The 22,494-nt window shown below is 62.0% G+C and carries 22 protein-coding genes and 2 pseudogenes; 16 read left to right on the top strand and 8 right to left on the bottom strand.

Annotated features, from left to right (window positions below; translation table 11 throughout):
• The 6 genes and pseudogenes from PARACOCCUSGL_RS21995 to PARACOCCUSGL_RS0107325 all read left to right on the top strand — a co-directional run.
• Window positions 1-1,054: pseudogene (locus PARACOCCUSGL_RS21995) on the top strand (hypothetical protein); the annotation flags it as partial.
• Window positions 1,055-1,178: 124 nt separating this feature from the next.
• On the top strand, window positions 1,179-1,538 hold the full coding sequence (locus PARACOCCUSGL_RS22390) for a type II toxin-antitoxin system ParD family antitoxin (protein WP_083825823.1): 360 nt from the start codon (window positions 1,179-1,181) through the stop codon (window positions 1,536-1,538).
• 97 nt (window positions 1,539-1,635) lie between these two features.
• Window positions 1,636-2,055, top strand: a pseudogene (locus PARACOCCUSGL_RS21420) (class I SAM-dependent DNA methyltransferase); the annotation flags it as partial.
• A gap of 484 nt (window positions 2,056-2,539) precedes the next feature.
• A complete protein-coding gene (locus PARACOCCUSGL_RS0107335) occupies window positions 2,540-2,986 on the top strand; it encodes a (2Fe-2S)-binding protein (protein WP_010394754.1) in 447 nt (148 codons plus the stop codon).
• Window positions 2,987-2,998: 12 nt separating this feature from the next.
• Window positions 2,999-5,227 (top strand): xanthine dehydrogenase family protein molybdopterin-binding subunit, encoded by a 2,229-nt coding sequence (locus PARACOCCUSGL_RS0107330; RefSeq protein WP_029371736.1) that lies wholly within the window; start codon window positions 2,999-3,001, stop codon window positions 5,225-5,227.
• Window positions 5,228-5,337: 110 nt separating this feature from the next.
• A complete protein-coding gene (locus PARACOCCUSGL_RS0107325; protein ID WP_010394751.1) occupies window positions 5,338-6,240 on the top strand; it encodes an XdhC family protein in 903 nt (300 codons plus the stop codon).
• A 285-nt stretch (window positions 6,241-6,525) separates the two neighbouring features.
• On the opposite strand, the gene PARACOCCUSGL_RS0107320 is transcribed toward PARACOCCUSGL_RS0107325, so the two are convergent.
• Complete coding sequence (locus tag PARACOCCUSGL_RS0107320) at window positions 6,526-6,810, bottom strand: hypothetical protein (protein WP_010394750.1); 285 nt, start codon at window positions 6,808-6,810, stop codon at window positions 6,526-6,528.
• Window positions 6,811-6,933: 123 nt separating this feature from the next.
• Between PARACOCCUSGL_RS0107320 and PARACOCCUSGL_RS0107315 the strand changes: the two genes are divergently transcribed.
• The 8 genes from PARACOCCUSGL_RS0107315 to PARACOCCUSGL_RS0107280 all read left to right on the top strand — a co-directional run bounded on the left by PARACOCCUSGL_RS0107315 (window position 6,934) and on the right by PARACOCCUSGL_RS0107280 (window position 15,500).
• On the top strand, window positions 6,934-7,854 hold the full coding sequence (locus tag PARACOCCUSGL_RS0107315) for a LysR family transcriptional regulator (protein WP_010394748.1): 921 nt from the start codon (window positions 6,934-6,936) through the stop codon (window positions 7,852-7,854).
• Between the two features lie 268 nt (window positions 7,855-8,122).
• Window positions 8,123-9,265 (top strand): transporter substrate-binding domain-containing protein, encoded by a 1,143-nt coding sequence (locus PARACOCCUSGL_RS0107310; RefSeq protein ID WP_010394746.1) that lies wholly within the window; start codon window positions 8,123-8,125, stop codon window positions 9,263-9,265.
• Window positions 9,262-9,906, top strand: a complete 645-nt coding sequence (locus PARACOCCUSGL_RS0107305) for an ANTAR domain-containing response regulator (protein WP_010394743.1) — start codon at window positions 9,262-9,264, stop codon at window positions 9,904-9,906. Before PARACOCCUSGL_RS0107310 ends, PARACOCCUSGL_RS0107305 begins: the two co-directional genes overlap by 4 nt.
• Before the next feature lie 185 nt (window positions 9,907-10,091).
• Window positions 10,092-10,937, top strand: coding sequence for a nitrilase family protein (locus PARACOCCUSGL_RS0107300; RefSeq protein ID WP_010394742.1), 846 nt, complete (start codon window positions 10,092-10,094; stop codon window positions 10,935-10,937).
• Between the two features lie 41 nt (window positions 10,938-10,978).
• On the top strand, window positions 10,979-12,139 hold the full coding sequence (locus PARACOCCUSGL_RS0107295) for a substrate-binding protein (protein ID WP_010394740.1): 1,161 nt from the start codon (window positions 10,979-10,981) through the stop codon (window positions 12,137-12,139).
• A 65-nt stretch (window positions 12,140-12,204) separates the two neighbouring features.
• Window positions 12,205-13,038 carry a branched-chain amino acid ABC transporter permease gene (locus PARACOCCUSGL_RS0107290; protein WP_010394738.1) on the top strand — a complete coding sequence of 278 codons (834 nt, stop codon included), beginning with the start codon at window positions 12,205-12,207 and terminating at the stop codon, window positions 13,036-13,038.
• Entirely contained in the window at window positions 13,031-14,803 is a 1,773-nt protein-coding gene (locus tag PARACOCCUSGL_RS0107285) for an ATP-binding cassette domain-containing protein (protein ID WP_010394735.1), read from the top strand. The genes PARACOCCUSGL_RS0107290 and PARACOCCUSGL_RS0107285 overlap by 8 nt, the downstream gene beginning before the upstream one ends.
• Window positions 14,796-15,500: an ABC transporter ATP-binding protein gene (locus tag PARACOCCUSGL_RS0107280; protein ID WP_010394733.1), complete on the top strand. Its 705-nt coding sequence runs from the start codon at window positions 14,796-14,798 to the stop codon at window positions 15,498-15,500. Before PARACOCCUSGL_RS0107285 ends, PARACOCCUSGL_RS0107280 begins: the two co-directional genes overlap by 8 nt.
• A gap of 137 nt (window positions 15,501-15,637) precedes the next feature.
• Here the strand turns inward: PARACOCCUSGL_RS0107280 and PARACOCCUSGL_RS20390 are convergent, their stop codons facing one another.
• From PARACOCCUSGL_RS20390 to PARACOCCUSGL_RS0107245, 7 genes are read right to left on the bottom strand one after another with little or no spacing between them, the layout of a single operon-like run.
• On the bottom strand, window positions 15,638-16,780 hold the full coding sequence (locus PARACOCCUSGL_RS20390; RefSeq protein WP_010394731.1) for a BatD family protein: 1,143 nt from the start codon (window positions 16,778-16,780) through the stop codon (window positions 15,638-15,640).
• Window positions 16,774-17,385: a hypothetical protein gene (locus tag PARACOCCUSGL_RS0107270; protein WP_029371728.1), complete on the bottom strand. Its 612-nt coding sequence runs from the start codon at window positions 17,383-17,385 to the stop codon at window positions 16,774-16,776. Before PARACOCCUSGL_RS0107270 ends, PARACOCCUSGL_RS20390 begins: the two co-directional genes overlap by 7 nt.
• Window positions 17,382-18,251, bottom strand: a complete 870-nt coding sequence (locus PARACOCCUSGL_RS0107265; protein WP_010394726.1) for a VWA domain-containing protein — start codon at window positions 18,249-18,251, stop codon at window positions 17,382-17,384. The genes PARACOCCUSGL_RS0107270 and PARACOCCUSGL_RS0107265 overlap by 4 nt, the downstream gene beginning before the upstream one ends.
• Window positions 18,248-19,174 carry a VWA domain-containing protein gene (locus PARACOCCUSGL_RS0107260; RefSeq protein WP_010394725.1) on the bottom strand — a complete coding sequence of 309 codons (927 nt, stop codon included), beginning with the start codon at window positions 19,172-19,174 and terminating at the stop codon, window positions 18,248-18,250. Before PARACOCCUSGL_RS0107260 ends, PARACOCCUSGL_RS0107265 begins: the two co-directional genes overlap by 4 nt.
• Window positions 19,171-19,500 carry a hypothetical protein gene (locus tag PARACOCCUSGL_RS0107255; RefSeq protein ID WP_010394723.1) on the bottom strand — a complete coding sequence of 110 codons (330 nt, stop codon included), beginning with the start codon at window positions 19,498-19,500 and terminating at the stop codon, window positions 19,171-19,173. Before PARACOCCUSGL_RS0107255 ends, PARACOCCUSGL_RS0107260 begins: the two co-directional genes overlap by 4 nt.
• Window positions 19,487-20,323 carry a DUF58 domain-containing protein gene (locus PARACOCCUSGL_RS0107250; protein ID WP_237701494.1) on the bottom strand — a complete coding sequence of 279 codons (837 nt, stop codon included), beginning with the start codon at window positions 20,321-20,323 and terminating at the stop codon, window positions 19,487-19,489. The genes PARACOCCUSGL_RS0107255 and PARACOCCUSGL_RS0107250 overlap by 14 nt, the downstream gene beginning before the upstream one ends.
• On the bottom strand, window positions 20,317-21,279 hold the full coding sequence (locus PARACOCCUSGL_RS0107245) for a MoxR family ATPase (protein ID WP_029371725.1): 963 nt from the start codon (window positions 21,277-21,279) through the stop codon (window positions 20,317-20,319). The genes PARACOCCUSGL_RS0107250 and PARACOCCUSGL_RS0107245 overlap by 7 nt, the downstream gene beginning before the upstream one ends.
• 421 nt (window positions 21,280-21,700) lie before the next feature.
• Between PARACOCCUSGL_RS0107245 and PARACOCCUSGL_RS21990 the strand changes: the two genes are divergently transcribed.
• Both PARACOCCUSGL_RS21990 and PARACOCCUSGL_RS22260 read left to right on the top strand, forming a co-directional pair.
• Entirely contained in the window at window positions 21,701-21,856 is a 156-nt protein-coding gene (locus PARACOCCUSGL_RS21990) for a hypothetical protein (protein WP_010394716.1), read from the top strand.
• A gap of 259 nt (window positions 21,857-22,115) precedes the next feature.
• Window positions 22,116-22,397 carry an FAD-binding protein gene (locus PARACOCCUSGL_RS22260; protein ID WP_010394715.1) on the top strand — a complete coding sequence of 94 codons (282 nt, stop codon included), beginning with the start codon at window positions 22,116-22,118 and terminating at the stop codon, window positions 22,395-22,397.
• The last annotated feature ends 97 nt before the right edge of the window (window positions 22,398-22,494 follow it).

Genomic DNA, 22,494 nt, shown 5'->3' with positions numbered 1-22,494 from the left:
GCCTCAGGCGGCCTGTTCCGATCCGCAAGGTCGGTCAGCAGCTTTGATGCATCAAATGCCCACGATCATGTTTACCCGTGCTGCTGCATCCTCTGCCGGTACGCTGATGATCTCGGCAGTGCTTGACGAAGATAATGACGAGGCCATCTATCAGCCCGCCGCGCGCGTGTTTCAGTATGAACACAGAAGCCAGCCCGACGAACAATGGTCCGTCAATGATTTCCCCCTGAGCGTTCAGGATATCGCGGTGATCGAAGAACCAGAAGTTTCTCCGGATCGGCCGCGCTTCTTCGCGTTGCTCGGAGCCGAGGGCGACATCGCCTATCTGTCGCGCCCGGACCGGCATCAGGAAAGGATCGAAGGGGCTGGCACAAGTAATCCGGGATCGAAGTTTTACGGACAGGTGCCGACGCTGAAGCAGATCGGCCTGCACCTTTACGTCATAGGAACCGGGGAGCAAATTTATGTTCGGGAGGGTCGCGACAACTGGCGAATGCTTACGGAGGCCCTGTTGTTGGACCGAGAGGCCAATAAAACGCAGCGACCGACACCCGAACCGACATACATGTCAGACGAGTGGTGGGAAATGATCGAGGCATCTGCCCTCAACCCCGCGTCCCGCAACATCGTCTTCCATGACATCGCTGGCCTGTCCGAGGATGCGATCTATATCTGCGGCGAAGTCGGTCCGGGGACGAAACCTGTCCTGTGCTACTGGGACGGCGAGACCCTTGAGGAACTGAAGGTTCCTGTCGAGGAAGCCGCCCTGACCGGGATCCATGTCGAAAGCCCCGACAGCGTCTGGGTTTGTGGCCGCGAGGGGGTGCTGCTGCATGGCAGTCATGCGCGCGGCTTCAACCCGGTCAATGCCGATCCGCCTGAACCTGTTTCACGGGTTCACGCCTTGGCGTGCCAGCCTGCTGATGCCAGCTTGACCTGCAATCGAACGCGGTCAGCCGGTTCGAGCCACGCCTGCCCAAACTCAACCGCCTCGACAGCAACCCGGGATATGCACTGGGTAGGCCGTTTTTTGTGCAAGCTTTCGGTGACGTGATCCGGGCGGTGGCCAGCAAGGACATCTTTCGGTTCGACGGCGAAAGATGGCAACGGATCAAGCACCCTGACCTGCCCTGAAGCCACCCGACCTTTTACCCATCCATCGTCAGCGCCCGTCAGCGGTGCCAACCGGCCCATGCAGCCTGGGTCTGCGCCGACTTGTCGGCGAAGATTGGAGAACATTTCGCCAAATTTATCAGCGATCAGCCGCAGGCCGGCCGCATAGCTCGGCCTGCGAAGTGGTGCCCGCCGGACTGCGTCTGCTGGAAGAACATGAGGCCAGGTCGAGGGCGTTGGAAGCGGCCCTGAAGGACGTATTGGTCGTAGACTACGTCGACAGTGCCGTGCCCGTTCTCATCGGCAACCATCGCCCGAAAAGACGGGCATCACCCGATCATCTTCATGCAATGCGGTCCGGTGCGCCATCAGGTGAGTGCCAAATTACAGGCTGCCGAAAGCGGCATTCACTACCGGGCCCGTGAGCGTCATACAAGACTTCGATTGCCAGAGGCTCTCGCCATGACCAGCCTAATCACCACCATCGACACGTTCGACTGATATGCAGCCGAAGAAGACGGTTTGGGCGATCTCTACGAGGGCTTACTGGAACGCACCACGTCTGAGCGAAAGTCTAAGGCGGGTCAGTATTTCACCCCGCGTCCGTTGATCGCAGCCATCATCCACTTGATGAAGCCCAAGGTTGGCGAGGTCATCCAAGACCCCGCGGCGGGTACCGGAGGCTTTCTGATTGCCGCCCACCGCGCCATCATGCGCGACACCGACGACCTAACGACCGTTTCCAAGGACGTCACCTTTGCCCAGCGAAATGGAAAGTACCAGGGCGCGGAACTGATTACCGGCACGCACCGGCTGAATACGATGAATTTGCTGCTGCATGGCATTGACCAGCCGATCGACCCAATTGATGTGCTGACCTCTGACGCCAAGAAATTCGATCCGGCCGATCTGATCCTGACCAACCCGCCGTTCGACAAGTTCCCCGAAAGCGTGGCGCGCGATGATTTCGTTGTCACCGCAGAGGCCAGAAACCATGCGATTTTCCGCTCGGAACACACAGGTCATCGACGCGGGGTTTGCCATGGGACTTGGGAAAGCTGGGCTTCAGATGCGCCATCTGCTCGTCGGTGTGCCAGGAACATCGCACCCGCCATCGCTTCATTTTCATGCGGAGAGGCTATGAATTATTTTAAAATCAATTGGTTGTGTGGAATGATCCAATGGGACCGGAGGACAACTCTGTCCCACCATCACGCTGGACGAAGATGTATCCCGATCATTCATGAGAATGTGAGATGCCCCCTATAGACCGGGGCGGCCTGTTGTGCTGTCCTTATCCGTGATAGGCTGACCGTATTCCAGTAGCCCGTAGCCGGGCGGCCTGACCTCTGGAAGCCGGGCCGGAGTGAAACTGATGGCAGCGACGGGCATCCCCCCGTACCACTTTCAGGCTGAGGAGCTACCCATGGATCTGACAATCAACGGCACCAAGCACCAAATTGATATCGAACCCGAAACCCCGCTGCTTTGGGTGCTGCGCGATGAACTGGGTATGACCGGAACCAAATACGGCTGCGGAGTTGCGCAATGCGGAGCCTGCACTGTCTTGGTTGACGGAGTCGCCACCCGGTCCTGTGTGACCACGGTGGACAGCGTGGTGGGGGCACAGATCACGACGATCGAAGCCATCGAAGAGGACCCGATCGGCCAGAAGGTGGTGCAAGCCTGGGTCGCCCATCAGGTCCCGCAATGTGGTTATTGTCAGTCGGGACAGGTGATGGCTGCGACGGCGCTGCTTAAGGAAACACCCCAGCCCGGAGATGAGGACATTGCGTCGGCAATGGTCAACCTGTGCCGTTGTGGCACCTATAACGCCATAATCGCCGCTGTGCGTGATGCGGCTCAGGCGTAATGGGGCAGAAAAATGAATGACATGTTCATCAAGTCCCGCGAGATCGGCAAACCGTTCAAACTGTCGCGTCGTGGTTTCATCGGCGCTTCATTAGGGGCGCTGGCACTGGGGGTGGTCGTGCCGGCGGGGTGTGCCCGTGCGCAGGCGGCGCAGGCTGTTGTGCCGGGTACACGCGTATCCGCCTTTATCGAAATTCGTCCTGACAGCACCGTGCTGTTCCGCAGCGCCTTCATCGAAGGCGGGCAGGGGATCTTTACCGCCATGGCGCAGATCGTGGGTGAGGAACTGGACGTTGATCCGGCCAACTTTACCGTTGAGGGTGCGCCTCCGGGTCCTGACTATCTGCTGATCGGCGGTGCACGCTTTACCGGCGGCAGCATGTCGGTCCGTATGAGCTATGATGCCATGCGCAAGCTGGGTGCCGCGGCCCGCATGATGCTGATGCAGGCCGCGGCGACGCAGCTTGATGTGCCGGTTGCCGAACTGTCGACAGAGCCGGGGCGTGTGCTGCATGCAAAGTCGGGGCGCAGCATTCCCTATGGTGAACTGGTGGACGCGGCTGCCGGGTTGCCGGTGCCCGAAGAGGTCGCTTTGCGTGACAGCGCCGACTTTCGCTGGATCGGAAAACCGGTCGGGCGGCTGGATGCGCATGACAAATCGACAGGCAAGGCGCAATATTCCATCGACCTTAAGGTCGATGGGATGCTGTATGCCGCCGTGCAGCACAGCCCGCATCTGGGGGGCGAGCCGGACAGCTTACAAAACGAAGCCGAGGTAGCCGGTATGCCGGGCGTCCATTCGGTTCACCGGCTGCCCGGCGCGGTCGCGGTGGTTGCCAACAGCTGGTGGCGGGCCCGGATGGCGGTCGAGGCGTTGCAGGTGACCTGGACCGAGCCGGCACCCGATGTTTCCCGTGCCATGCCGGCCGATTTCTCGACCGAGGCACATCTGGCTGCGCTGAAGGCCGCGCCCGGCGACGGCATCGCTTTTGAAGAGGAAGGGGACGTTTCCGCCGCACTTGCCGGTGCTGCGAAGGTGGTCGAGGCCAGCTATGACGCGCCCTATCTGGCGCATGGTCAGCTGGAACCGCCCTCGGCGCTGGTGCGCTGGAACGAAGATGGCACGCTGGAGCTTTGGGCCCCGAATCAGGCGCCCGAGATGTTCCAGGCCCATGCTGCAAAGGTGGCTGACATCGAGCCCGGGCAGGTCATTGTTCATTCGCCCCTGCTTGGCGGCTTTTTCGGACGCCATTTTCTTTATGAAACCGCCAACCCCTTTCCGCAGGCGATACTGCTGTCGAAAGCTGTTGGCCGGCCAATCAAGCTGATCTGGAGCCGCGAGGAAGAGTTCTTGCGTGACGCCCTTCGTCCCATGTCCGCTGTCCGCTTTCGTGCCGGGCTGGATGCTGACGGGCTTCCTGTCGCGCTACATGCGGTGTCCGCGGGCGAGGGACCGGCTGGCCGCTGGTTCGGGCGTGATCCGGACAAGGTCGACAGTACCGCTGTCGAGGGGATTGCCGGCAAGGTCTATGCGATCAAGAACCGTCGCGTCGGGCATATCCATGTAGATGATCCGGCGATCATCGGCTTCTGGCGCTCGGTCGGGCATTCCATGAATGATTTCTTTTATGAAACCTTCTTCGACGAAATGGCCGATGTCGGGGGGCATGATCCCTATGAGTTGCGCCACCGTCTGCTGGCCGACAGTTCGCGTCACAGAAACCTGCTTGAAGCGGTTGCCGAACTGGCAGGCGGCTGGAAGCGCGGACCCTTTGAGGCCGAGGATGGCAGCCGCCGCGCCCGGGGTGTCGCCATGGCCTCGCCTTTCGGCAGTGAGGTGGCGACTATCGCCGAAGTGTCGATCCAGCAGGGCCAGATCGTTGTGCATGACATCTGGGTGGCCATTGATCCGGGCAGCATCGTCAACCCGGCAATCATCGAAGCTCAGGTGAATTCGGCGGTTGCGCTGGGGCTGTCCTCTGCCTTGCTGGAAGAGGTGGTCTATGTCGACGGTGTTCCACAGGCGCGCAATTACGACGGCTATCCGATCCTGACGCCGGATCAGATGCCGCGCGTCCATGTCCGCATCGTGGAAAGCGGCGCCCCCATGGGCGGTATCGGCGAACCCGGGGTGCCGGGCGTGCCGCCAGCTGTGGCGAACGCGGTGTCGACCCTGACCGGGCGTCGTGTGCGCAGCCTGCCACTGTCGAAGTTCAGTCTGGAGGAGGGCGGCGCAACCTGAAGCTGGCTGTGGCGTAACGGCAGGGCATCGGTACCTGCCGTTAGTCGCCCGATCAGGCAACCGAGTTTCTCGCGGGGCATGAGTTGAACGGGACGGAGATTCTTAACGTATTGCCAACACCCGTCCGGGTGCTTGAAAGCGATGATCCGGCAGAGCTGTTGCGTTTCGCAGTGACAAGCTTTGCCCGGGGTCCGGTTGCGGTTGCGACCCTGACCGGCATTCGCGGCAGTGCGGCGCGAAGGCTGGGGTCGCATGTCGTCATCGCGGCGGATGGTGGCTATGCGGGGTTTGTCTCGGGCGGCTGTGTCGAGGCCGCAGTCGCGGCCGAGGCTTTGCTTGCCATGGCCGAGGGGCATGACCGGACAGCCATCTTTGGCGAGGGGTCTCCGTTTTTCGACATTGTCCTGCCCTGCGGCGGTGGAATTACCATCGCCATCCATGTGCTGCGCGATGTCGGTGCCATCGAGCATACCCTTCATAACCTCGCTGCGCGTCGGCCTGCGGCATTGTGCTATGATCCGCAACAGCAGGCGTTGCGCTGTGCGCCGGTGCCAGAACGGCCGGGATGGGACAACGGCGGCTTTCTTTCGGTCTATCATCCGGTGACGAGGATGGTGATCTCGGGTCGCTCGATCGAGGCGCAGAAGCTGGCGCAGCTTGCCGCCTGCGCGGGGTATGACACTCTGGCGCTGGGTCCCTCACTTGTGGCGGATGACATCGGGGAACTGGCCGATGCCTATACGGCCTTTGCCGTTCTGTACCATGATCCGGACGCCGAACTGCCCGTGCTGCACAGGGCATTGCAGTCGCCCGCCTTTTACATCGGGGCGCTGGGCAGCATGAGGACCCATCGCGCGCGCGCCGAACGTTTACGGGGTATGGGGATCCCTGAGACCGATATTGCCCGGATCAAGGCCCCAATCGGCATGTTCGGCCCGACAAGGGACGCGTCCTCGCTTGCAATTTCGGTGCTGGCTGACGTTGCGGCTGCACGGTTGGCAGCCTTTGCCTGAGGCTGGTGGGTGGTATTTCCGGGTCGTCCGGGAGCTTCGGCCTGCTGCGATACTATCGGCATTAGTCCCGCGCTGACAGAACCCCACAGCTTGGACTCTCACTCATTGATTCCCTTGGGGGCGAATATGATCGAGCCCGCCTTCTGCAAGAATGCCTGTCTTGGTGTTCCGGGCGGGTCGGTCCTTCGATGCGAAAGGCAGGTCGCGCGTCTGCTACTTTGTGACAAATGGAAACGGCCATGCCCAAAGGCATGGCCGCTTTGCGTACAAACGGAACAGGTGTCGTTATTTGTCGCCGGCGCGGCTTACGGTATAGAGCCCCGCCACATTGTTGCCGGACACCAGATTAAGGACGCCCGTGCCTTTCTGTGCGGTGATGAAGGCGGCGCGGCTGGCGCGTTCTTCACCCAGTTTTTCGCTGGCAATCTGCGCCAGCTCGTTGGTGGTGAACTGGCTTGCGTCCAGTCCCAGCAGGTCCGCCTGCATCTGGCGGCCGGGATTGATTTCCGAGGCCAGGGCGGGCACGGCAAAGCTTGCTGCAACGGCGGCGATAACAAGTTTATTCAGCATTTCAACTTCTCCTTGGATCCGGCGGCGGCTGTGTTTCGCCCCGGTATGAAGCCAATATGAACATTGCATTTCCGCGTTAAACTGGCCAAAAATGACAACTGATGTGCAAAACTGAGTGGAACTATGCGCCTGAACCTCTGGAGTGAAATCCGCACCGCTGCTCAGGTGGCGCGTTTGGGCCGGGTCAGTGCCGCAGCCGAGGTGCTGGGGATGCATCATTCCTCTGTCATCAGGCATATCGACACGCTTGAGGCCGAGCTGGGCGTCAAGCTGTTCCAGCGCCATTCGCGCGGCTATACACCGACCGAAGCGGGCGAGGAGCTGCTGCAAACCGCCAGCACGGTGGACGAGCAATTCACCCAGATGCTGGGGCGGATCGAAACCGCGCGAAATCAGGTCTCAGGACGGCTGGTGCTGACGGCGGTGCCCAGCCTTGACCCGCTGATCGTACCGATGCTGGGCCGATTCCTGTGCGACCACCCGCTGGTGCAGGTCACCTATGATTCGGATGAGCGCACCTTTGAGCTGTCGCGGGGCGAGGCGCATGTGGCGCTGCGGGCCGGTCCGCGTCCTTCAGCACAGGACAGCGTGGTCACGCCGCTGTTTGACTACCCACATGCGCTTTACGCGGCGCCGTCCTATATCGCCCGGCATGGTCGCCCGGAAACGCTGGCAGATCTGGCCGCGCATCATCTGATCGTGGGCGAGGATCGTTTCGCCCGCGCGCCATTTTATCAATGGCTGTTCAGCCGCGTCCCGGACGAGGTGTTTGTCCTGCGCACCCCGCAAAGCTCTGTGGCCTATCGCGCGGTCGAACAGGGGCTGGGCATCGGCTTTCTCAGCCCGCTGACCGCCTCGCCCGAGCTGGTTGAGCTGTTCCCCGGCATCTGCCCACCGGAATGGCGGACGCAGATCTGGGTGGTCACGCATGTGGACCTGCACCGCAGTTCCAAAGTGCAAAGCCTGACCCGCTTCATCCATGACCAGGCACGCGGCTGGCGCGCATCGCTGGCGTTGCGTGACAAGGCATCGGGGAAGGTCTGATATCCAATACGACCGCCTGCGGCCCGGCGTCGGTGGCCGGAAAGTAAAGCTTGTGTCCCGGGCGGTTATCGAAGCCACGATGATGATCGTCCCGTCCTTGGGCATATCCGTCACCTCGGGCGAATAAAACATTGCGCCTGTATTGACCCCAAAGCCGGGCCGCCATTTCTGATCGGGAAGCTCTTCGATGCTGTCGTTCTCGCTCAGGCATTGTTTTTACGCATTGATGCATGCAAAGTCCGGGAATCTGACATTCAGGTCCATCTGCATGAGCCATATTCCCACCGCCTCTGAGGGCTGGCGTATAGGTGTGCTGTTTTCGCGCAGCGGGCTTAGCGCGCTGACCGAAAGCGAGCATCTGCGCGGCACGACCCTGGCCATCGAAGAGATCAACAAGGGCGGCGGCGTGCGCGGCCTGCCCCTTGTCCCCGTTCTGCGCGACCCACAATCAAGCCCGACGACCTATCGCCAGATGGCACGGCAGCTGATCGTGGATGAAGGGGTCACGATCATCTTTGGCTGCTCGCATTCGGCCTCGCGCAAGGCGGTGCTTCCGCTGGTCGAGCGGCATGATGCATTGTTGTTCTACCCCTCGGTCTATGAGGGGTTCGAGTATTCGGAAAACGTGATCTATGCGGGCGCCACGCTGAACCAATGCGCCTTTGCTCTGGCCGACTTCCTGATCCGCCGTTACGGCAAGCGCATCGGTTTTGTCGGGGCGGACTATATTTTCCCGCGCGAATCAAACCGCACCATGCGCGACATCCTTGAAAGCAAGGGGGCCAAGGTCGCGGGCGAGGTTTATGCGCCGCTTGAAGCCTCATCCTCCGAGGTCGCAGAACTGATGGGCCATATCCGCAGTTGGCAGGCTGATGCAGTGTTCAGTACCGTGATCGGCGGCCCGGCCCGTCAACTGTACCGCATGTATGCCGAGGCGGGCTTTGACACACAACAGCGCCCCATCGCCAGCCTGACCATGGCCGAAACCGAAATCAACGAGATCGGGCCCGAATACTGTCACGGCCATGTGCTGTCGGCCAGCTATTTCCAGACGCTGCCCTCTGACCAGAACCAGCTGTTCGTTGCGGCCTACAAAGACAGGTTCGGGCCCGAAGCGACAACCAGCGTTTGGTCCCAGACGGCATATCTGCAGGTATACCTGCTGGCGCATGCACTTGAACGCGCGGGCAGTCTTGAGCCGTCGGCGCTTGCCCCCCACCTGCTGGGGCAAAACCTGCTGGCACCCGAAGGCCCGGTTTGTGTCGATCAGGAAAACCGGCATCTGTGGCTGACACCGCGCATCGGCATCATGCGCCGGGACGGGCTGTTCGACGTCGCGTGGCAGGCTGACAGCCCGGTCCGTCCCGACCCCTATCTGGCAACTGCTCGCTTTGATGAGGTCTGGGTTTGACGGGCGCACCAGTTGATCGCAGCCGGCGCCCTGCCGCGCGCCGCCTCCTGGACGATCTGCGTCAGGCCAGGGTGCTGGTCCTGCATCCACACGACGAAGACAGGGCGGTCCTGACCGAACATCTCAAGCGACTTGGCTGCGCGGTAACGGCCCTGTGGCCTCTGCCCGCCGCGCTGCCGCCTGAAACCGACACGATATTCGTGCAGGTCGACGATCTGCCCGGAGAGGCACTGCCCGCGCTGCTGCAGGATCGCACGCCAGCCATCATCGCTATCATGACCTATGAGACGCCGACCGCGCTGCAAGCCATCACCGATCTGAACGCCCATGGCGTGATTTCAAAGCCGCTGCGGCCGTTCGGCATTCTCGCCCAGTTCGTGCTGGCCCGCTATCGCCGGGGCTATGAGGGGCGGCTGACAGGCAAGATCCAGAAGCTGGAAGAGACGATGAAAAGCCGCCGCCTCGTTGATCGCGCGGTCAAACTGATGGCCGAGCTGCGCGGTATTCCGGATGATGAGGCCTATCGTCTTTTACGTGATCAGGCGACGGCCAGGCGGACCTCGCTGACCTCGATCGCCGAAGGTTTGCTTGCCGCCGAAGCAACGCTGCGCAGCATCGGCCTGACGATTGCCGAAAAATAGCCCTGCCTTTTGCGAACCTGGGTCGATTGCCATTTCTCGTTGACATTTGAACTGAGCTTGGCAGAGTTGTCCGCGAGCAAGGTTGCTCTGTCGGCAGGATTGCCGAACTGAAATCGAGGCTAGGTAGCCCATGGCATGCGGATCTTTCCCGCGTCCATGGGCTTTTTTCATTTCTGGAGGGCGCCTTGACGCACAAGGTCCAAGAGAAGCAAACGGTTGCCGTCGCTTGCCTGCAATTCGAACCCCGCTTTGGCGAGGTCGAGGTCAATCTGGCCGCCATCGACCGGCTGGCCAGAGAGGCTGCGGCAAAGGGGGCCAAGATCCTTGTCCTGCCCGAACTGGCGGACACCGGCTATGTGTTTGAGGCAGCCGATGAATTGCAGCAACTGGCCGCACCTATTCCCCAAGGACGCCCATCACAGGCGCTGATCGCACTGGCGGCTGAGCTGGGCGTCTACATAGCGGCCGGGCTATGCGAGAAAGCCGGGGATACCTTCTACAACTCGGCGATATTCTGCGGGCCAGAGGGGTATCTGGGCACATTCCGCAAATTGCATCTGTGGAACAAGGAAAAGCTGTTTTTCCGGTCCGGCGATCTGGGGCTGCCTGTATTCGACACGGTCTATGGCAAGGTTGGCGTGGCGATCTGTTATGATGGCTGGTTCCCGGAAACCTTCCGGGGACTGGTCGCTGCGGGTGCCGAACTGATCTGCGTGCCGACCAACTGGGTTCCCATCCCAGACCAACCCGCCGGTGCCGAACCGATGGCCAATATCCTTCACAAGGCGGCCGCCCATTCGAACGGTGTCGCCATCGCCTGTGCCGATCGCGTGGGCATCGAACGTGGCCAGCCCTTTCTGGGATGCAGCCTGATCGTCGGGCCACGCGGCTGGCCTCTTGCCGGTCCTGCATCCCCTACCAACCCCGAGATCCTGATCGCCGATGTCATGTTCGGAGACCTGGAAAACCAGCGACGCGTCAGTGAACGCAATAACGTCTGGGAAGACCGGCGCACCGATCTTTACAACTGATCGCTTGCGCATAACCAATTGATACAACAGGGAAATGTAAGATGAAAAACGCTAAACCCACCTGCCTTTGCCTGCTGCTTGCCACCGCGCTTGTCAGCGGCCCCGCCCTTGCCCAGGAAGGCGAGCCGATCACCATTGGCGTGCCCGTTGGCCTGTCCGGGGCAAACAGCGTTATTGCCCCCGCCGTGGTTCAGGCCACCGAGCTTGCCGTTGAGCAGATCAATGCCAGCGGCGGGATCCTGGGCCGCCCCGTCAAGGTTGTCGTCGCAGATGACGCCTCGGGCGCGGCAGGGGCGCAAACCGCCTATAATACGCTGGTCTTCCAGAACGACGTTGACGTGCTGATCGCGATGGAAACCTCGGCCGCGCGCAACGCGGGCCTTCCCATCGTGGAAGAGGGGGAAAAGCCCTTCATTTATTCATCATTCTATGAAGGCCGCTCTTGCTCACCCAATATGTTCGTCAACGGCTGGGTGCCTGAACAGCAGGTGCCTCCGGTTGTGGAAAAGCTGATGGCGGATGGTGCCAGGAATTTTTTCCTGATCGGTTCGGATTATGCCTTCGGGCGGGGCATGCTTGAGTTCACGCGCAAGTATATCGAGGATAAGGGCGGCAAGATCGTGGGCGAGGAATACCTGCCGATGGAGGGGTCGGACTGGACCGCGATCCTTTCGAACCTGCGTAGCGCGGGCGCGGATGCGGTCATCACCTCGACGGCGGGCGGAACACCGAACGTGACGCTGACAAAACAGCTGCGCGCCTCGGGTATCTCGATCCCCTACGCCAATCTGGCGGTTGACGAAGGCACCGCGAAAGCGATGGGGGCGGATGGTGTGGGCATTCTTATTTCGGCATCATACCTGACCGCAATCGACACGCCCGAGAACAAGGATTTCATCGCGGCTCTGGAAAAGAAATTCGGGGGTGAGATGCGGACCCCGAACGATCTGTCCACCCCGCAATATGAGGCGGTCTATCTTTACAAGGCCGCTGTCGAGAAGGCCGGATCGACGGAAACCGAAGCCGTCCTGGCAGCCTTCCCCGAAGTCTCGTTCAAGGGGCCGCGCGGCGAGATTTCAATGTCGAAACAGCATCATGCCCCCCTCACCATGTATCTGGGGGAAGTACAGGCTGACGGTTCGGTCAAGGTTGTGGCCGAATTCCCGAACGTGGACCCGGGCGACCAGTGCCCTGATCTCTGAGCCGTCCCGTACCGCGACCGTCATACGCGGTCGCGGGCACGCCTGTCCTTCAACGAGGGAACCGCATGGCCCTATTACTTGACATAACAACGACCGCAGCGCTGCTGTTCATCGTCTCTGCCGGTCTGTTCGTCATATTCGGCGTACTCAAGATCATCAATTTCGCCCATGCCGCATGGCTGACCATCGGCGCCTACACAACCGTGGTCGCGACCAGGATGGGGTTCAGCCCCTGGCTGTCGCTGCCGCTGGCCGTTTTCGTTGGCGGGCTGCTGGGCGCGGCCACAGAGATCGCCATTGTGCGCCCGCTTTATCGCCGTTCCCTGGACGCCATTCTTGCGACATGGGGGTTGGGCGTGGTGATCGTCCAGATCATCACCCTGACGTTTGGCCGGGACATGCAGATGCCGCCCGCGCTTATCACCGGAACTGTTGACGTGCTGGGTATGCCATATTCCAGCTACCGGCTGTTTTTGCTGGTCGCTGCGGTCATCATGGGCCTGGCCTTCGTCCTTGTTCTTGAGCGCACGCGCCTTGGCCTGAATGCGCAAGCAGTCATCATGAATGAGACGCTGGCACGCGCATTGGGCATCAATACTTCGCAAGTGCGACTGGTCACCTTTATGCTGGGTTCGGCCATCGCAGCCCTGGCCGGGGTCCTGCTGACGCCCCTTTCCAGTGTTGATCCCACCATGGGCATTTCCTGGCTGATCGGAGCGTTCATGCTGGTCATGGTATCTGGCACCTCGGTCGCAGCACTTGCACTGGCCTGTCTGTGCTTTGGCGCAGCGCAGGTGCTGGTGTCGACATGGATCAGCCCCATCCTTGGCAGCGTGACCGTAGCTGTGCTTTGCGCCGTCGTACTGCGACTTCATCCGAAAGGTTTTGCCCGTGGCTGATCGCGCACATTCCCTTGCCGTTTCCGACCGTATGTTTACCCGTCATGGGACGGGGCTGTTCCTGCTGGGCGCTCTGGCTTTGGCGCTGGTGCTGCTGGGACCGCTGTTTCTGGACCGCTTTACGCAGAATGTCCTGACCCGCTCGATGATCTACGCGATGATGGCGATCACGGTGGATCTGCTGTGGGGCTATACCGGCATCCTGACATTCGGACAGTCCGCCTTTTTCGGTGCCGGGGCTTACGCAACCGCCCTGATCCTGACCCATATCGGCGGAGGCATGCAGAACTTTGCGCTCGCCCTGGCCCTGTCGGTAATCCTGCCAATGGTGCTGGCCGCACTGGTTGGCTGGCTGTCCTTTTACCACAAGTCGACGCCGCTTTACGCATCCGTCATTTCGCTGGTGGTGCCGATCGTGCTGACGCAGGCCATCTTTGCCGGAGGCAGTTTTACCGGCTCTTCCAGTGGGCTGGTCGGGTATCCGGTGATGAAGCTTGGCGCGGCCAATTACTTCCGCCTTGCTGGGGTGGCACTGATCCTGTTTGCTGCTCTGTCCTGGATCATCGTTCGTTCGGATGCGGGGCGGGTTCTCGTCGCCATTCGGGACAATCCCCTGCGCGCGGCTTACCTGGGTATCCGCACCCAAAAGGTGCAGATCCTGCTGATGACCGTGCTGGGTGGAATCGCCGGGCTGTGCGGTTTTCTTTACGCCAATGCCGGGCGCATCGTCGCACCCGAGATTGCGGGCTTTGGTTTTGGTACACAAATGATCGTCTGGACCGCACTGGGCGGCAGGGCCTCGATCTTTGGGCCAGCCCTTGGCGCAATCGGCATCGATTATCTGGGCGCCCAACTGTCGGGCAGCATGCCCTATGTCTGGCAACTGATCATCGGCGTCCTTTTCGTGGCGATGATCCTGTTTGTCCCGCGCGGTCTTGTGGGGCTTCTTCCCCGGCGCAAGCACAGCGGGGCAGCACCGGCACTGGTCGCCCTGCCGGATCAAAGGCAGGAAAGCGGCCGCGATGCGCTGCTTACGGTTTCGGGGCTGCGCAAGGCTTATGGCAATTTTGTCGTGCTTGATGGTATTGATTTGAAGGTCAGACCCGGTGAGCTGATCTCGGTGGTCGGACCAAACGGTGCCGGCAAGACCACTCTGCTGCGCTGCCTTTCGGACGGGACAGAGACTATCGAGGGCAATATCACCGTGGTTGATAAGGACATTGCCGGCCGCCCGCCCGAAGATATCGTCGCACTGGGCATCGGTCGCAAATTTCAGGTCGCAAGTGTCTTTGAAAGCATGACCGTCGCTGAATGTCTGCGCCTTGCACGCACGACCCATGAACGGCCCAGCCTGTGGCATCGCGCCTCGACGATCGAACTGCCGTCAGCCGCGCTGGAGATCCTTGCGCTGACGGGCCTGAACAAGAAACTGGGCGAACCGGTCAGCGGACTTTCTCACGGGATGCGGCAAAGCCTGGAGCTGGCGATGGTCGTCGCCATGCAGCCCCGGCTGATCCTGTTGGACGAGCCTACCGCAGGTCTGACCAAGGCCGAGCGGACGTTGATCGGCGAGGTGTTGAAGCGACTGACGCAAAACCTGGGCTACGCCGCGATCCTTATCGAGCATGATATTGATTTCGTAAAGGAAATCTCGCAGCGGCTCGTCGTGCTTCACCAGGGCCGACTGGTGATGGATGGCTCTGTCGAAGAGGTCGTGAACTCAGAGCTTTTACGCTCGATCTATTCGGGGATGGCCCATGACTGACAACAGGCTGACGATCGAGGCCCTGACATCTGGCTATGGCGAGACCGATATCCTGCAAGGGGTTGCGCTGACTTTGCGCCGGGGCGAGATTCTTGCCCTGATGGGGCGCAATGGCATGGGCAAAACCACGCTGCTAAAGACCGTGATGGGCCTGATCCAGACGCGCGCGGGCCGCATCATGCTTGATGGCAGCCCGGTCGACGGCAAGCCGCCCGCCTGGCTTTTGGCGCATGGGGTGGGATATGCGCCGCAAGAGCTGCCCTTGTTTCAGGACCTCTCGATCCGTGACAATCTGCGACTTGCTTTGCGTCATGATCGCGATCTGGCCAAGGCCTTGCAGAATGTTGGGCGCAGCTTTCCCTTTCTGCTTGAACGGTTGGAACAGTTGGCAGGCACCTTGTCTGGGGGTGAGCAAAAGATGCTCATCCTGGCGCGCGCCCTGATGAACGAACCCGATCTTTTACTGATCGACGAAATCTCTGAGGGGATACAGCCCAGCGTGGTTCAGCGCATTGCAACCGCCCTGAAGACCGAGCGCGAACGACGCGGGATCAGTATTCTGGTGGTCGAGCAGAATCTTGATTTCGCACTCAGCGTGGCGGATCGCTGGGCGGTCATGAAGTTGGGTCAAATCGTCGACGAAGGCGCCTGCAACGCCGAGTCGAGAGAAATGGTGCTAAAGCATCTGAGTATCTGAGGGCCTGATCCGCCTGATCGTTTGTGTATCGGCCACCGGACGTTTTGCGACCCGGTGGTCAGAAACCCTGAAAGATCGGCCGCAGGCGCTGACCGTGGTTTGGACCCAACCGAGAGGATTACCAAACTGTCGCCAACCTACGCGCCGATCCTCCTCAGGAAATCGCGCCGGTCGAATGTACCGGCTTGCCTGCCGGAAAACAGTTCTTCGTCCAGATCGCGCAGCGGCCTGGGGTTGACCGTCCGGCCCAATCGGACCTCGGCCATGACGAATGCTTCGGCTGCGGCGCGCAAAGCCATCAGATCGCCAGTCCGCGCGGCCTTTCGCAGGGCGCCCCCCTTGGGGTTGGGCAGCAGGCGGCGTACCTGAGCCACCAGACGTCCGGGTGCGGGCGCGCGCCCGATCAGTGCTGCGACCATCCCAACAACCAGCCCCGCCAAGGCAAAGGCACCCATCTGAACGGCCATTGTCCGTGATGAGAACGCCTGCCCGCCAATATTGTTGCCAAAGCCCGCTATCCCGATCTCGACCGGCAGGGTAACAGCACCGCGCATTTCGCGGATCTGGGTGTTGAACCAGGGAAAGCGCAGCGGGGTCAGCGAACCGGTTTCGCCGGTATGCGGGCGCAGCGTCCACTCCCACACGGCGACCGCGACCGGACCTTGCGCCGTCAGCCGCGTCTCTCGCAGCTCGGGGGCGGCAAAGCTGATCAGCCATGGTTCGCGGATTGTCGGGCGTGCAGGCAACAGATGGGCCATGCTGCCCTCAGCAATCAGCGTGATCCGCCGGGTAAAGGATTCGGACGGGCCAAGCTGCGAGGGATTGGCCGAAAACTCATCCCTGACCGTCACATTGCGGGCCGCCAACGCCCGGCCCGAGCCGGGATAGGGTGTCACAGCGCGCGTCACAGGCTGCGCCTCAACATTGACTGCGATCCGGGACGTACCTTCGGCCTTGGTCAGATGATGTGTAACCGGTCCAATGGTCAAAGTGCCGGCATGACGTGGAAAGACGGCGACCCTCCGCTCAAAGACGCGATAAAGGGTGCCGTCCACCCGTTCATCCACCCACCGGTCACGGGCGGTTTGCACCCAGTCATAGGCGGGGGAATCCGGGAAAACCATCTTTTCCAGCGTGACAGAGCCGGTGTATTCGCCACGGATGGTCACGGGGATCATCTCGCCGACCACAGGGCGCATCTCGGGTATGAGCAGGCGCAGACTGTCCGACATTGCTGGCAGCGTCGTCAAAAGCAACAACAGCAGCGCGCGGATCACCATGGCTCAGCCTCCCGCGGCCGGATAAGGCCTTGGCCAAGGCGGCGATCATATTCCGATTTCAGACGCAGCTTAAGGAACTCTCCCGGATCATCCCTGATGGTGGCCAGCCAGTCGTCACTTGCAACGATCCCGCCCGCATCAACCTTGCGCCGTGTTTCGGGGTCCTGAATATCCCCCGAGGACTGCTGCATCTCTTCCCCAGGTCCAAGGCCCCCATAGCCACGGATGCGCCCCGGGACCACGCTTTCACCGCGGGCTGGCGGATACATCGCGCTGACCAGGTCGCGGTTGTGGCGCGCCTCGGCGTCAGCGGGGTTAGAGAACAGAACCGCATCGAAATAGGCCACAGACAGCGGATAGTTCCCAATGGCAGCAAGGCTAAGCCCGCGATTATAGGTCTGGCTGCGCCCCGAAGCGGCAAACGCCTTATCCGCACGGTCATATTGTCCCGCGCGATACAGTGCGACGCCCTTTTCGACGGGATCTGACAGCAATGGCACGGCAAGCCCCGGCATTCCGCCCAGCAGGGCCAGCCGACCCAGCGCCTGGGGTCCGGCCAGGGCAAGGCAGATGATGCCGGCGGTCAACAGGACAGGTATTCTCATGCCAGCCTCCGGAAACGAAGCAGCAAAGACAGCAGCGCCAACAGCGCAAGCCACGGTCCCAGATCGTAATACTGCTGCGAGCGAAGCGCCGGGTCACGATCCAACCCCGAAGAGGCCAGCGAGCGAGCCACCCGATAGGGGTCGTCAAAGCGGGCGACAGGGCCGTTGGCGATCGTCCGCAGCGCCTCGGGATCCGAGGGCGGATTGCCCGCGACTGTCAGCGCCGAAATCCGCACCCCGCCGGATTGCAGCCGCGCGGCCTCGGCCTGCGCTGCCTGATCAATGCCGCCGCCATCCGAAATCAGCACCAGATCCGCCCGCCGCAACCCGCGCAGCAATTGCCCTGCCATGGCCAGAGCGGCAGCGGGATGCGAACCTTCGTCGGGCATGGTTTCCGCGTCCAGCACCGCGATCTGGGTCTCAAGCGTCGCGGGGTCTTGGGTCGGGGCGGCGATCAGGTAGGCCTCGCCCGCATAAAGGATCAGCCCGACCGGACGGCCCGCAAGCTGCGCCAGCAACCCTGCTGCGGCCGCCTGCGCGTCCTTAAGTCCCGGCCCATCAGCGACCGAAGAAGACATGTCCAGCGCAATCACGACCGCATCGCTTTGGGCAAAGACCGGCGCCTTGGCCCGCTGCACTGCAGGCCCGGCAAGCCCCAGCACCAGCGCGGCAGCACCGGCCAAAGGCAGGTATCGCGCGCGGTCCGTACCCGCGCCAAGCTGACCCAGTGCCGCCATGCCCCGTCGCATATGGGGTGGCAGTACAGCTTGCCAGCCGCCCGCATCTGGTCCGCGCCGCCAGATCGCCAGCGCAAGCAGGACCAGCGCAGCAAGGGCCAGAAGCCACAGGGGGCGCAGCAGGATCATTCGCGCCTCCAGCAGATCAGCATCATCAGGATCAGCGCCACCGCGCCCGGCCAGAACCACAGCGAATGCCAGTAACGCATTGGCGGACGCTCGGCCGGGTTCGGCTCAAGCTGATCCAGACTGGCGGCCATCGCCTCAAGATCGTTCATGTCACGCACACGAAAGGCGGTGCCGCCGCCAAGACTGGCCACTTCGCGCAAGGCTTTCGTATCTACCGCGTCGCGGGACTTAGGCTGGTTTTCCAGATCTTCGGGACCAAGCGCGATGGTATGAATGCGGATACCGTGGCTTGCCGCCAACCGGGCCGCATCGGCCGCGCGCACCTTGCCCGTGGTATCGACACCGTCCGACAGCAGAACGATCACCCGTGTCGGCGCCTCGCTGGCGGCAAGCCGCTTGATCGCCAGGCCTAGCCCGTCCGATATTGCCGTTCCGCGCCCCGAGATCCCGATCTGAGCCTCATCGACGGCACGTGCGACAGCGTCGACGTCAAAGGTCAGCGGCTGGGCGAAATAGGCACGGTCGCCAAAGATCGCCAGCCCGATCCGGTCCCCCCGCCGCGCTGCGACAAAACGCGAGGCAGTGCGTTTAACCGCATCCAGCCGGGAAATCGGCTGACCGCCGAGGTGGAAATCCTCTTTCCGCATACTGCCCGACAGATCAATGGCCAGCACGATATCGCGTCCCGAAGCAGGCAGCATATCGCTGGTTCGGCTGACCTGAGGCCCTGCAATCGCAATCACCAGCAACACCCAGGCCAGCCCGGCTGGCAACCAGCTGCGTCCCGCTCGTCTTTCAGCGGTGACGCCTGCGAAAATATGCTCGGGCACCCGCAACCCGGTCTGCACGGACGCTGGCGGCAGCAAACGGATCAACAGCGGTACGGGCAAAAGCAGAAAGGCCAGCGGCCAGGCAAAGCTCATTCGCGGCTCCTTGCCAGTCGCTCGATCTCATCCGCTGGGGGCATGGGCGCCGCACCATAAGCCGCGGGGCGCAGTGCCCGTGGCAGGCGGCCAAGAATGCGGGCGATGACAAGCAGCCGCTCTTCGGGCTCTAGCCCGCGCGTCGCGCGAATGCGGGTGCGGACTGAGCGGCGATGCGTCAGGATCGGTGAAAGCAACCAGATCAGCAAAGCCCCGGCCAGAAGCCCCAGACCGAACAGCGCCACCGCCTCGCGCCAGCCCGGCACCAATGTCGAGGGCGGCAGGCGGCTTGGCGACAGTGCAGCGATCAGTTCAGCCCGTGTCATCGGGTGAAACCGCCCGGGCTTTGGCGCCAAGGCTGTGCAGATGGGCAAGCAAGGCCCCGCAGTCCAGCGGGGACAGCCGTCCATGGCGTGCGGCATGTCCGTGGCGCACCGACAGCGCCGTTCGGGGCGGAGAGGTCTCGGCAGGATCAAGGATCACGCGCACGCGTATCACCCGCCCCCGCGCCAGTTGCGACAAGGCTGCGTCAGCCCCGGCCAACCCGTCGGGGCCGGTCGCCAGATGCACCTGCCCGCCCGGCGGGACCATGCGCCGTGCCTGAACCAGCGCCGTCGCAAGGCTGGACTGACCCGATCCAAGGGCCAGCGCCGCATCATGGGCCTGCGCCATGGCCTGAGACAGCGCAAGCATTTGGGGCGTACCCGTCCCTGCGGACAGCAACGCCGGTGCCCCCTCCTTGACCGCCATCAGCGCGACCGACGCCCCTTGTGCCACCGCCTGCCAGCCGATCCGGGCCAGCCACCGCGCCGCCCGGACCGAGCGTAGCGCCGACCCCGTGCCCCATAGCATCTGATGACGAAAATCGACGATCAGCAGCCTCGTGTCATCGCGATCCTCATGAAAGCTGCGGACATGAAGCTGACCCGTCCGGGCGGTTGCTCCGGGATCTATGCGGCGCTGGTCGTCCCCCTCGGCAAAGGCCCTGATCTCGCGCAGGTCCATGCCCTGACCTGCGACCCGCGCCGGAATTGCTCCGGGGCGCGCACCCGCAGGACGGTGTCGGGCGGGCCTGAACGCAGGACGCAGCGCAATCAGTTCTGCAGCGGTAAGACGCAGCCCCGGATGGTCCAATGCGGCTGCTACCATGGCCGCACCTTGCGCAGGATCTCGGCAATCAAGCTGCGGCCATTCCACCCTTCGCTGGCGGCCTGCCAGTTCGGGATCAGGCGATGGGCCAGGGCATCCTCGGCCAGATCCTCGACGTCTTCGGGCAGCACATGATCGCGCCCATGCAGCCAGGCACGGGCACGCCCGGCGGCAGCCAGGGCAAGCGTGCCACGGGGCGAGACGGGATGTTCGATCCGGTCTGCAACCTCACCCCCGGCGCGGGTTGCCATCACCAGCCGGACGATAAAGTCCTTGAGTGCCGGGGCCAGATGGATCCCGGCAACTGCCTGCCGCGCGGCATGGATGTCAGCATCGGCAATCACCGGCTGAATGGCTGACACGGGCGTCAGTGTCTCGGCCTCGACCAGATCAAGGATTGCCCGCTCGGCCTCAGCCCCCGGCATGTCCAGAAACAGGTGCAGCAGAAAACGGTCCATCTGCGCCTCGGGCAGCGGAAATGTGCCTTCATGCTCGATGGGGTTTTGCGTTGCCACCACCATGAATGGATCAGGTAAGGGCCTTGTCGTGCCGCCAGTGGTCACCTGATGTTCAGCCATCGCCTCTAGCAAGGCTGACTGTACTTTTGGCGGCGCGCGATTGATCTCATCGACCAGCACCAGCGAATGAAACAGCGGGCCGGGCACGAAATCAAAGCCGCCCGTATCGGCGCGGAAAACCTGCGTGCCGGTCAAGTCCGAAGGCAGCAGGTCAGGCGTACACTGAATGCGTGCGTGTTTGCCGGGCAAATGCGAGGCAAGCTGCTTGACCGCACGGGTTTTGGCAATGCCGGGCGGCCCCTCCAGCAGCACATGCCCCCCGGCAAGCAAGGCGATCACCAGCCGTTCGACCATCTGGTGATGGCCGATCAGCCCTGCTGAAACCTCGCTCACCAGCGTGGCAACGGGATTTCCGGCGGGCCTGTCCAGTTGGTTCATCATCTCTCCCCCGCCACGAGCTTCACATAAACGGCTATGCCGGACGAGCCTCCTCCCCGCGAAGTAGCACTAAGGGACTAACCCAAAGGCCATTCCGCAGGTGACCTGCAAGCGGCCGGAATGGCAGAGGGTTTGGCAGATCGGCGGCGGGTCGGTCCTGAACGCGGGGCTTTCAAGGCCCAGAATTCTTGCTGTCCGCCAGTATTCAGGCGCGAGAACTTCCGCGCAATTCTGCACAGATTTTGCGCCATAGGGCGTTGATCCCGGCGTGTCCTGTGCTTGAATCGTGATTTCTGGGCCAGCCTTTCACCGCAGGACTGGCGCGCCATTCTGGATCGGACGGGGCTTGCGCTTGCCCGGTCTCAGGTGGCTTACCAGCAAGGCGTGGCTTCGGCGCCGAAGGGGGGGCGGGGGTCGCGGGGTGATCGTCTCGGACGCGTCGCCCGCAATTGAGGCCAGGCTGAAAGAGTTCCAGGACGGGATGTTGGCGGGACTGGCCAAACGTACGATGAAACAGCGCGGCATCGACGATCCGACCCCGGTCATCGACGAATATCCGGCACTGGCCCGCAAATGATCCGAACTGCTGGAAGGGGTTGATCGCAACGATACCGAGGCCATCGCGCGCCTCGTGCATAAAGATCTGTGCCAAGGTTGATGACACCATCTTTGGCGTGAACTGATCCAGCCCTTTTGCCTTAGCCTATCCACTGCATACCAACTGGCAAATCACGACTTCTCAAACACTTCCGACCGCAATCGGAGCCGGCGCAGGCTCAGGCATAGGGCGGGCGATTGCGCATCGTCTGGCTGAGGACGGCTATCCGCATGATGTGGTGCGCCGGGCGCAAAGCTTTGACCATGTCAGACGCGGCCTGCTGCATTACTCGATGTCGCCGGTTTCCGGCACGGGCGGCGGGATCGCCGCGGCCGCGGCCTTCGGTGCGAATTTTGTGGATACGAACCCTAACGGCGGTTTCTGGCCCCCGGTTTTGCTGCTGCGCAATGCTGATGGATCAATGCGGCCGTTCCCGCATCTGTTTCTGGATCGCGCCAAGCCCGGCGTGATCGCTGTCGGCCATGATGGTCGACGCTTTGTCAATGAGGCGTCAAGCTAGCATGATTTCGTACAGCGCCTGATAGCCAAGCTTTTAGCCGAGGGGCAGAAATCCGTCCGGTTGATTGCCGATCATCGGGCGATCCGGCGTTATGGGC

Origin of the sequence: Paracoccus sp. TRP (assembly GCF_000185925.1) — a bacterium.
GTDB classification, from domain to species: domain Bacteria; phylum Pseudomonadota; class Alphaproteobacteria; order Rhodobacterales; family Rhodobacteraceae; genus Paracoccus; species Paracoccus kondratievae.
Note: the sequence above shows the minus strand (reverse complement) of the source record. Positions and strands in the feature narration are given on the sequence as shown.

What these genes read in the sequence shown, in the direction of transcription:
- PARACOCCUSGL_RS0107335 (WP_010394754.1), top strand. Translation starts at nt 2,540, where the DNA reads ATGGATCTGACAATCAACGGCACCAAGCACCAAATTGATATCGAACCC.
- PARACOCCUSGL_RS0107330 (WP_029371736.1), top strand. Translation starts at nt 2,999, where the DNA reads ATGAATGACATGTTCATCAAGTCCCGCGAGATCGGCAAACCGTTCAAA.
- PARACOCCUSGL_RS0107320 (WP_010394750.1), bottom strand. Translation starts at nt 6,810, where the DNA reads ATGCTGAATAAACTTGTTATCGCCGCCGTTGCAGCAAGCTTTGCCGTG.
- PARACOCCUSGL_RS0107315 (WP_010394748.1), top strand. Translation starts at nt 6,934, where the DNA reads ATGCGCCTGAACCTCTGGAGTGAAATCCGCACCGCTGCTCAGGTGGCG.
- PARACOCCUSGL_RS0107310 (WP_010394746.1), top strand. Translation starts at nt 8,123, where the DNA reads ATGAGCCATATTCCCACCGCCTCTGAGGGCTGGCGTATAGGTGTGCTG.
- PARACOCCUSGL_RS0107295 (WP_010394740.1), top strand. Translation starts at nt 10,979, where the DNA reads ATGAAAAACGCTAAACCCACCTGCCTTTGCCTGCTGCTTGCCACCGCG.
- PARACOCCUSGL_RS0107290 (WP_010394738.1), top strand. Translation starts at nt 12,205, where the DNA reads ATGGCCCTATTACTTGACATAACAACGACCGCAGCGCTGCTGTTCATC.
- PARACOCCUSGL_RS0107280 (WP_010394733.1), top strand. Translation starts at nt 14,796, where the DNA reads ATGACTGACAACAGGCTGACGATCGAGGCCCTGACATCTGGCTATGGC.
- PARACOCCUSGL_RS20390 (WP_010394731.1), bottom strand. Translation starts at nt 16,780, where the DNA reads ATGGTGATCCGCGCGCTGCTGTTGTTGCTTTTGACGACGCTGCCAGCA.
- PARACOCCUSGL_RS0107270 (WP_029371728.1), bottom strand. Translation starts at nt 17,385, where the DNA reads ATGAGAATACCTGTCCTGTTGACCGCCGGCATCATCTGCCTTGCCCTG.
- PARACOCCUSGL_RS0107265 (WP_010394726.1), bottom strand. Translation starts at nt 18,251, where the DNA reads ATGATCCTGCTGCGCCCCCTGTGGCTTCTGGCCCTTGCTGCGCTGGTC.
- PARACOCCUSGL_RS0107260 (WP_010394725.1), bottom strand. Translation starts at nt 19,174, where the DNA reads ATGAGCTTTGCCTGGCCGCTGGCCTTTCTGCTTTTGCCCGTACCGCTG.
- PARACOCCUSGL_RS0107255 (WP_010394723.1), bottom strand. Translation starts at nt 19,500, where the DNA reads ATGACACGGGCTGAACTGATCGCTGCACTGTCGCCAAGCCGCCTGCCG.
- PARACOCCUSGL_RS0107250 (WP_237701494.1), bottom strand. Translation starts at nt 20,323, where the DNA reads ATGGTAGCAGCCGCATTGGACCATCCGGGGCTGCGTCTTACCGCTGCA.
- PARACOCCUSGL_RS0107245 (WP_029371725.1), bottom strand. Translation starts at nt 21,279, where the DNA reads ATGAACCAACTGGACAGGCCCGCCGGAAATCCCGTTGCCACGCTGGTG.